Annotated in this window: 6 protein-coding genes and 1 pseudogene; 5 read left to right on the top strand and 2 right to left on the bottom strand. The window is 60.0% G+C overall.

Features of this window, described 5'->3' with window-relative positions; all coding sequences use genetic code 11:
* Positions 1 to 221: hypothetical protein (locus tag AB4043_RS11510; RefSeq protein WP_442307095.1), on the bottom strand; the 221-nt coding region annotated here is incomplete at its 3' end.
* A 41-nt stretch (positions 222 to 262) separates the two neighbouring features.
* Between AB4043_RS11510 and AB4043_RS11515 the strand changes: the two genes are divergently transcribed.
* Positions 263 to 1,849 carry a DHA2 family efflux MFS transporter permease subunit gene (locus AB4043_RS11515; RefSeq protein WP_442300383.1) on the top strand — a complete coding sequence of 529 codons (1,587 nt, stop codon included), beginning with the start codon at positions 263 to 265 and terminating at the stop codon, positions 1,847 to 1,849.
* A gap of 598 nt (positions 1,850 to 2,447) precedes the next feature.
* On the opposite strand, the gene AB4043_RS11520 is transcribed toward AB4043_RS11515, so the two are convergent.
* The gene (locus tag AB4043_RS11520) at positions 2,448 to 2,792 is read right to left on the bottom strand and encodes a hypothetical protein (protein ID WP_442300384.1); all 345 of its coding nucleotides are present in this window, start codon (positions 2,790 to 2,792) and stop codon (positions 2,448 to 2,450) included.
* Positions 2,793 to 3,121: 329 nt separating this feature from the next.
* Here AB4043_RS11520 and trpB point away from each other — a divergent pair, with 329 nt between their 5' ends.
* The 4 genes and pseudogenes from trpB to AB4043_RS11540 form a co-directional block, all read left to right on the top strand.
* Positions 3,122 to 4,342, top strand: coding sequence for a tryptophan synthase subunit beta (gene trpB, locus AB4043_RS11525; protein WP_442307096.1), 1,221 nt, complete (start codon positions 3,122 to 3,124; stop codon positions 4,340 to 4,342).
* Positions 4,342 to 5,103: a tryptophan synthase subunit alpha gene (gene trpA / locus AB4043_RS11530; RefSeq protein WP_442300386.1), complete on the top strand. Its 762-nt coding sequence runs from the start codon at positions 4,342 to 4,344 to the stop codon at positions 5,101 to 5,103. The genes trpB and trpA overlap by 1 nt, the downstream gene beginning before the upstream one ends.
* A 44-nt stretch (positions 5,104 to 5,147) precedes the next feature.
* On the top strand, positions 5,148 to 5,411 hold the full coding sequence (gene pheA, locus AB4043_RS11535) for a chorismate mutase (RefSeq protein ID WP_147645988.1): 264 nt from the start codon (positions 5,148 to 5,150) through the stop codon (positions 5,409 to 5,411).
* A gap of 23 nt (positions 5,412 to 5,434) precedes the next feature.
* Positions 5,435 to 5,970: pseudogene (locus AB4043_RS11540) on the top strand (3-deoxy-7-phosphoheptulonate synthase); the annotation flags it as partial.

Consider the following 5,970-nt stretch of genomic DNA (forward strand, 5'->3'; position numbering starts at 1 on the left):
GTGATGCTGCACTCCCGCGCCACCTGGGCGCCGCTGGCTGTGGCTTCTGATTTGATGGCATGCAGCACGCGGAGCTGTGCCAAGGTGATGCCCAGCGGCCGCAGATCTTCGTCCAGCCGCGCGCGGAAACCAAGTGTCAGCCGCTTCAGCAGCTTGAGAGTCCGACGAGCCTCCGATTGTTTCCGGGAGGTTTTTTCTGCATTCCTGTCGCTTTCGATCATCAGCTTGCTGATATTCTATCGCAGCTAGCTGATATTCGATCATGTCGTACGACCACAACTGGAAGCCCCGGCACAATCCCTGGGCCATTGCTCTTACGGTCACGCTGGCCACCTTCATGGAGGTGCTCGATACCTCCATCGCGAACGTCGCTCTGCCACACATCGCCGGTTCGCTCGGCGCCAGCCAGGAAGAGGCGACATGGGTGCTGACCAGTTACCTGGTCGCCTCGGCCATCATTCTTCCCATCTCGGGCTGGCTCTCCAACCGCTTCGGACGCAAGCGTTTCTATATGGCCTGCGTCGTTCTGTTTACGGTCTGCTCGTTCCTCTGCGGCATTGCGCCCTCGATGCCGATCCTGATTCTGGCGCGCGTGCTGCAGGGCCTTGGCGGCGGCGGCCTGGCGCCGTCGGAGCAGGCGATTCTGGCCGATACCTTTCCGGTGGAGAAGCGCGGGCAGGCCTTCGCGGTGTATGGCATGGCCGTGGTGGTCGCTCCAGCCATCGGTCCCACGCTTGGCGGCTGGATTACCGACAACTACAACTGGCACTGGATCTTCTTCATCAACATTCCGGTCGGCCTGCTCTCGCTCTGGCTCTCGAACCAGATGGTGGAAGATCCGCCATACCTCAAGGCGCGTGCGGCAGAGGCGCACCGCCAGCCGGTGGACTTCATGGGTCTCGGTCTGGTGGCGCTGGGCGTTGGTCTGCTGGAGTTCACACTCGATAAGGGCCAGGAGAAGGACTGGTTCTCCGATCCGATGATCCGTGCAGCGGGAATCACTGCGGCCGCGTTGCTGCTGTTCTTCGCCTGGTGGGAGTGGCGGCACCCAGACCCGATCGTCGATCTGAAGCTCTTAAAGAACCGCAACTTCGGCACCGCTGTCTTTCTGCAGCTTGTGCTGGGTATGGTGCTCTTCGGGTCTACTGTGCTGATTCCGCAATACCTGCAGGTGCTATTGGGATATACGGCAGAGAGGGCCGGCATGGTGCTGTCGCCGGCAGGCTTCGTCATGATGATCGGCATGGCGGTCGCGGGCAGATCGCTGGGCAAGATCGATCCGCGTGCGCTTGTCATTATGGGATATGTGGCAACAGCGGCTGGTATCTACAACCTCACCCGTCTGGACCTGAATGCTGCGTACGGAACTGTGACGCTATGGCGCATGGTGCAGGTAATCGGTCTGCCGTTTATCTTCATTCCCATCTCCACACTGAACTATGTGGGTGTGCCGCCGGCGAAGATGAACCAGATCTCGTCGCTTTCGAACTTTGCCCGCAACCTGGGCGGAAGTGCAGGAACAGCACTGCTGACGACGTTCCTGGCACGCACCGCGCAGACGCACCAGGCGCAGCTTGCCATGAATACGGTGCCCGGCTCGCCGGCGTATGAGAACTATATCGGCGGACTCGCCACCATCCTGCGAGATCACGGCACGACTGCGGCGCAGGCGACCCAGATGGCAATGGGCCGCGCCTATCAGGAGATGCTGCGTCAGGCGCAGATGCTCAGCTACAAGAACGCTTTCTTCGTGCTGGCGGTGGTGATTCTGCTGTTGTCTCCGTTGCCGTTGATGATGCGTTTACCGCCGAAAAAACAGAAGCCTGCGCCGGAGGCCATGGGGCACTAGCGCGCCTGCGGCGCGAGTTAAAAGTTGAAAGTTAAAAGTTGAAGAAGTACGGCACGGGGTGGGAAGTACCTAGCCACCTTCTGTGGAGGGTTAGGCACGCCATAAAGAAAAATGCCCTCGCCGGAGCGATGGGATACTAGGGAGCGCCTTCGGCGCTCGTTAAAAATTGAAAGTTAAAAGTTGAAGGGGTACGACTGCGGAGACCGGAACTTGCGTGCGAACTTTGATTGTTGAGTGGGAACGAGAAAGGACGCCGCAAAGGGCGTCCTTTCGTTTCGCTTAGGAAGAGAGAACTCTACGCGCGGCGACCGGGTTGGGCGCCACGGACGTGCGGCGTCCGATCTTTCACACGCGGAGTATGATCACGAGCCTTCGCTTGCGGGGTCCGGGCATGAGCCACGCCCATAGCAACGAAGGCAACTACAGCGGCGAGAACCGTCTTTCGCAGCATAAATCACCATCACCAGCTTTCTGCATATCTAGATGCAGCGTGAGCGGCAACGGGTTCAAAAACCCGCGCCTCAAGCCAGTAAGTACGCCACAAAAGACGGTCCGTTTCAAGTGAACTCTGGTGCCGTTACCGGGGGCACCAATGTAGTTACCTTGGGTATTCCTTCTCCCGTTTCTCCGTGCCTTTCTTCTTGCGGATCTTGTCGGCGACATAGCCGCCGCCGGCGCCTACGCCGGCTCCGAGCGCGGCTCCCTTACCGCCACCCATCACGCCTCCCAACACGGCGCCGCCGACTGCCGAGCCACCTACGATTTTGGCGGTAGTGTGGTGACGTTTATCTTGGGCGTCCTGCGCGGCTTTGGCGCGGTCGTGAGCCTGCTGCTCCCGGTAGGTGCGGTCCTGGGAGACTGCCGTAAATGGAGTTGAGAGCAAACCCGCCAAAATGAGTGCGGAACTGAATCTGCCGAAGTTCGTGACGTTCTTTTGCATCATGACGTCCTCCTTCTGCGCCACCCGGGCGCATGCATCAGGTTTAGAGAGACGGGGGAGGGAAGTGTTTGCCAGTGGAGGAAAAGAAAAAATCCTGCGTTTCGGCCAATTGGTTGCCTCGCCGGGCGAAATCCGTGTATGTTCAAAAGTGCAATGACGCGTTCCCGCCAGTTTTTCAGCTTTACCTTCCGCTACTGGTACACAGTAGCGGCTCCGGCGGTTTAGCGTCGAACGACTAGCACTACCAGAAGTACACGACGAGATTCCAACCGAAGCCGCGAACCCTAAGGGTCGCGGCTTTTGTTTTTTTGCACCAGAAAAGGACTCTACCGATGGAACACAGCATCATCGACCCCGTCCGTACCCTCGGCAATGGCCGCTTCGGCGCTTATGGCGGCCGTTACGTGCCAGAGACGCTGATGGCGGCCCTGCAGGAGCTGGAACGCGCCTATGCCGCCGTCCGCGAAGACCAGGCCTTTCAAGGCGAGCTTGCGGCGCTGCTGAAGGACTATGTCGGCCGCCCGACACCGCTCTACTTCGCCAAACGCCTGTCGGAGAACCTGGGTGGAGCGARGATCTACCTCAAGCGCGAAGACCTGCTGCACACCGGAGCGCACAAGATCAATAACGCTCTCGGTCAGGCACTGCTGGCCAGGCGCATGGGCAAGCAGCGCATCATCGCCGAGACTGGCGCCGGACAGCATGGCGTGGCGACAGCGACGGTCTGCGCTCTCTTCGGCATGGAGTGCGTGATCTACATGGGCGAAGAAGATATGCGCCGCCAGGAGCTGAACGTCTACCGCATGCGTCTTCTCGGCGCGGAGGTACGCGGTGTCGGCTCCGGCTCGGCGACGCTGAAGGACGCCATCAATGAGGCGATGCGCGACTGGGTCACGAACGTGCGCACGACGTTCTATATTCTCGGCTCGGCGTTGGGCGCACATCCCTATCCCACGATGGTGCGTGACTTCCACCGCGTGATCTCGCGCGAGGCGAAGCAGCAGATTCTGGAGCACGAGGGCAAGCTGCCCAATGCGGTGATCGCCTGCGTCGGCGGTGGCTCGAATGCTATCGGAGCCTTCTATGAGTTCATTCCCGAACCGAATGTAAGGCTGATCGGCGTCGAAGCCGGTGGACGCGGTACGGCGCTGGGTGAGCATGCGGCACGCTTCTCCGGTGGTCTGCCGGGTGTGCTGCAGGGAACGTATAGCTATGTCCTGCAGAATGATGCGGGACAGGTCGCGACGACACATTCGGTCTCGGCGGGTCTGGATTATGCGTCCGTAGGTCCGGAGCACGCGATGCTGCACGACCAGGGCCGCGCCACCTATACCTCGGCAACGGATACCGAGGCTCTGAATGCAGTGAAGGTGCTGTCGCGGACCGAGGGCATTCTGCCGGCGCTGGAGTCGGCGCATGCCGTGGCAGAGGCGATCAAACAGGCGCCGAAGCTGGCGAAGACGGATGTGATCCTCGTCAATGTGAGCGGCCGTGGCGACAAAGATATGGGCATCCTGGCTCGCGAGATGGAGCTGAAGGGAGCCGGAGCATAATGCCGATTCAATTTCCGAAGAAACCGGGTCTGGTGATCTACCTCACTGCGGGTGACCCTGATTTGGAGACGACAAAGCAGATCGCCATCGCGGCGATCGATGCCGGCGCAGATGTACTGGAACTCGGCGTTCCCTTCAGCGATCCGCTGGCCGACGGTCCTGTGATTCAACGGGCGATGGAACGCGCCGTCGGACGCGGCGTTCGCCTGACGGACGTGCTTACTCTCTGCAAGGAGATTCGTACCGAGCGTCCGAAAGCGGGTCTGATCCTGTTCAGCTATCTGAACCCGGTGCTTCGTATGGGTCTGGAGTCATTCTGTGCCGAGGCGGAGGCAGTGGGAGCGGATGGCGTGCTGCTGACCGACATGATTGTCGAAGAAGCCGCTGAATACATGGCTGCCATGAAGAAGCATGGGCTGGCGCCGGTCTTCCTGGCTGCTCCCACCTCGCCTGACGAGCGTTTGAAGGCCATCGCGGAGCATACCGAGGGCTTCCTCTATGCCATCTCGCGTACGGGAATTACCGGTGTCTCGTCCACGCTTTCGGATGATGCCTCAAAGCTGGTGCAACGGATCCGTCAGTTCACTGACAAGCCGATTGCCCTGGGCTTTGGCGTCTCCAATGCGGAGCATGTGCGGACGGTAGGCGAGTACGCCGATGCGGCGGTCATCGGGTCGGCGATTGTAGCCATCATCGAGAAGTCCACGCCGCAGGAGGCGGCGGCGGCGGTGGCGGAGTTTGTTCGAGGACTGCGCGGATAGAAGCTGAATACCATGAAAGGAAACGATAAGGAGATGCAGCAACGATGGAAATAGCAGACTGGCGCAAGCGCATTGACGAGCTCGACGAGCAGATTGTCCGCCTTATCAGCCAGAGGGCGGAAGCAGCAGAGGCCATCGGGCGCTTGAAGGCGCAGCAGGCCATGCCCGTATACGAGCCAGGCCGCGAACAACAGGTCTTTGATCACGTGAAGGGTTGTAATCCCGGTCCGTTGCCGGACACGGAGATTCAGAAGATTTACGAGCGCATCGTAGACGTGATGCGAGCGCTCCAGAAGAAAGACAACTAGCAGGATCGAAAAGGAAGACAGCAATGATCGTCGCAATGCAGGATGCAGCAACCGAAGAACATATCCAGTCAGTCATCGAGCGCATGGTGGAGCTCGGTTTCGCCGTCCACCGTACTACCGGGGCGGCGCAGACCATCCTCGCCGGTGTAGGCACACCCCAGGCCTTCGATGTTGCCGAGTTCACGGTACTGCCGSGCGTCCAGGACGCCTATCGCATCTCCTCTCCCTACAAACTTGCCGGCCGCAACTTCCGTCCTGAAGGGACGAAGATCAAGTTCGCCAACGGCGTGGTTGTCGGCGGAGAAGAGGTGGTCCTGATGGCGGGTCCCTGCTCCGTGGAATCGAAAGAACAGATCGATCTGTCTGCAAAACAGGTGGCGGAGTCCGGCTGTAAGTTCCTGCGCGGCGGCGCCTTCAAACCGCGCAGCTCGCCGTACAGCTTCCAGGGCATGGGCATCGAGGGGCTGAAGATCATGCGCGAGGCTGCGGATAAGAATGGCCTGCTGGTGATCACTGAGGTGATGGAGATCTCGCAGATCGAGCCCATGCTGCCGTACAT

It is taken from the genome of Terriglobus sp. YAF25 (assembly GCF_052113305.1).
In the GTDB taxonomy this organism is placed as follows: domain Bacteria; phylum Acidobacteriota; class Terriglobia; order Terriglobales; family Acidobacteriaceae; genus Terriglobus.

What these genes read in the sequence shown, in the direction of transcription:
- pheA (WP_147645988.1), top strand. Translation starts at nt 5,148, where the DNA reads ATGGAAATAGCAGACTGGCGCAAGCGCATTGACGAGCTCGACGAGCAG.
- trpA (WP_442300386.1), top strand. Translation starts at nt 4,342, where the DNA reads ATGCCGATTCAATTTCCGAAGAAACCGGGTCTGGTGATCTACCTCACT.
- AB4043_RS11520 (WP_442300384.1), bottom strand. Translation starts at nt 2,792, where the DNA reads ATGATGCAAAAGAACGTCACGAACTTCGGCAGATTCAGTTCCGCACTC.
- AB4043_RS11515 (WP_442300383.1), top strand. Translation starts at nt 263, where the DNA reads ATGTCGTACGACCACAACTGGAAGCCCCGGCACAATCCCTGGGCCATT.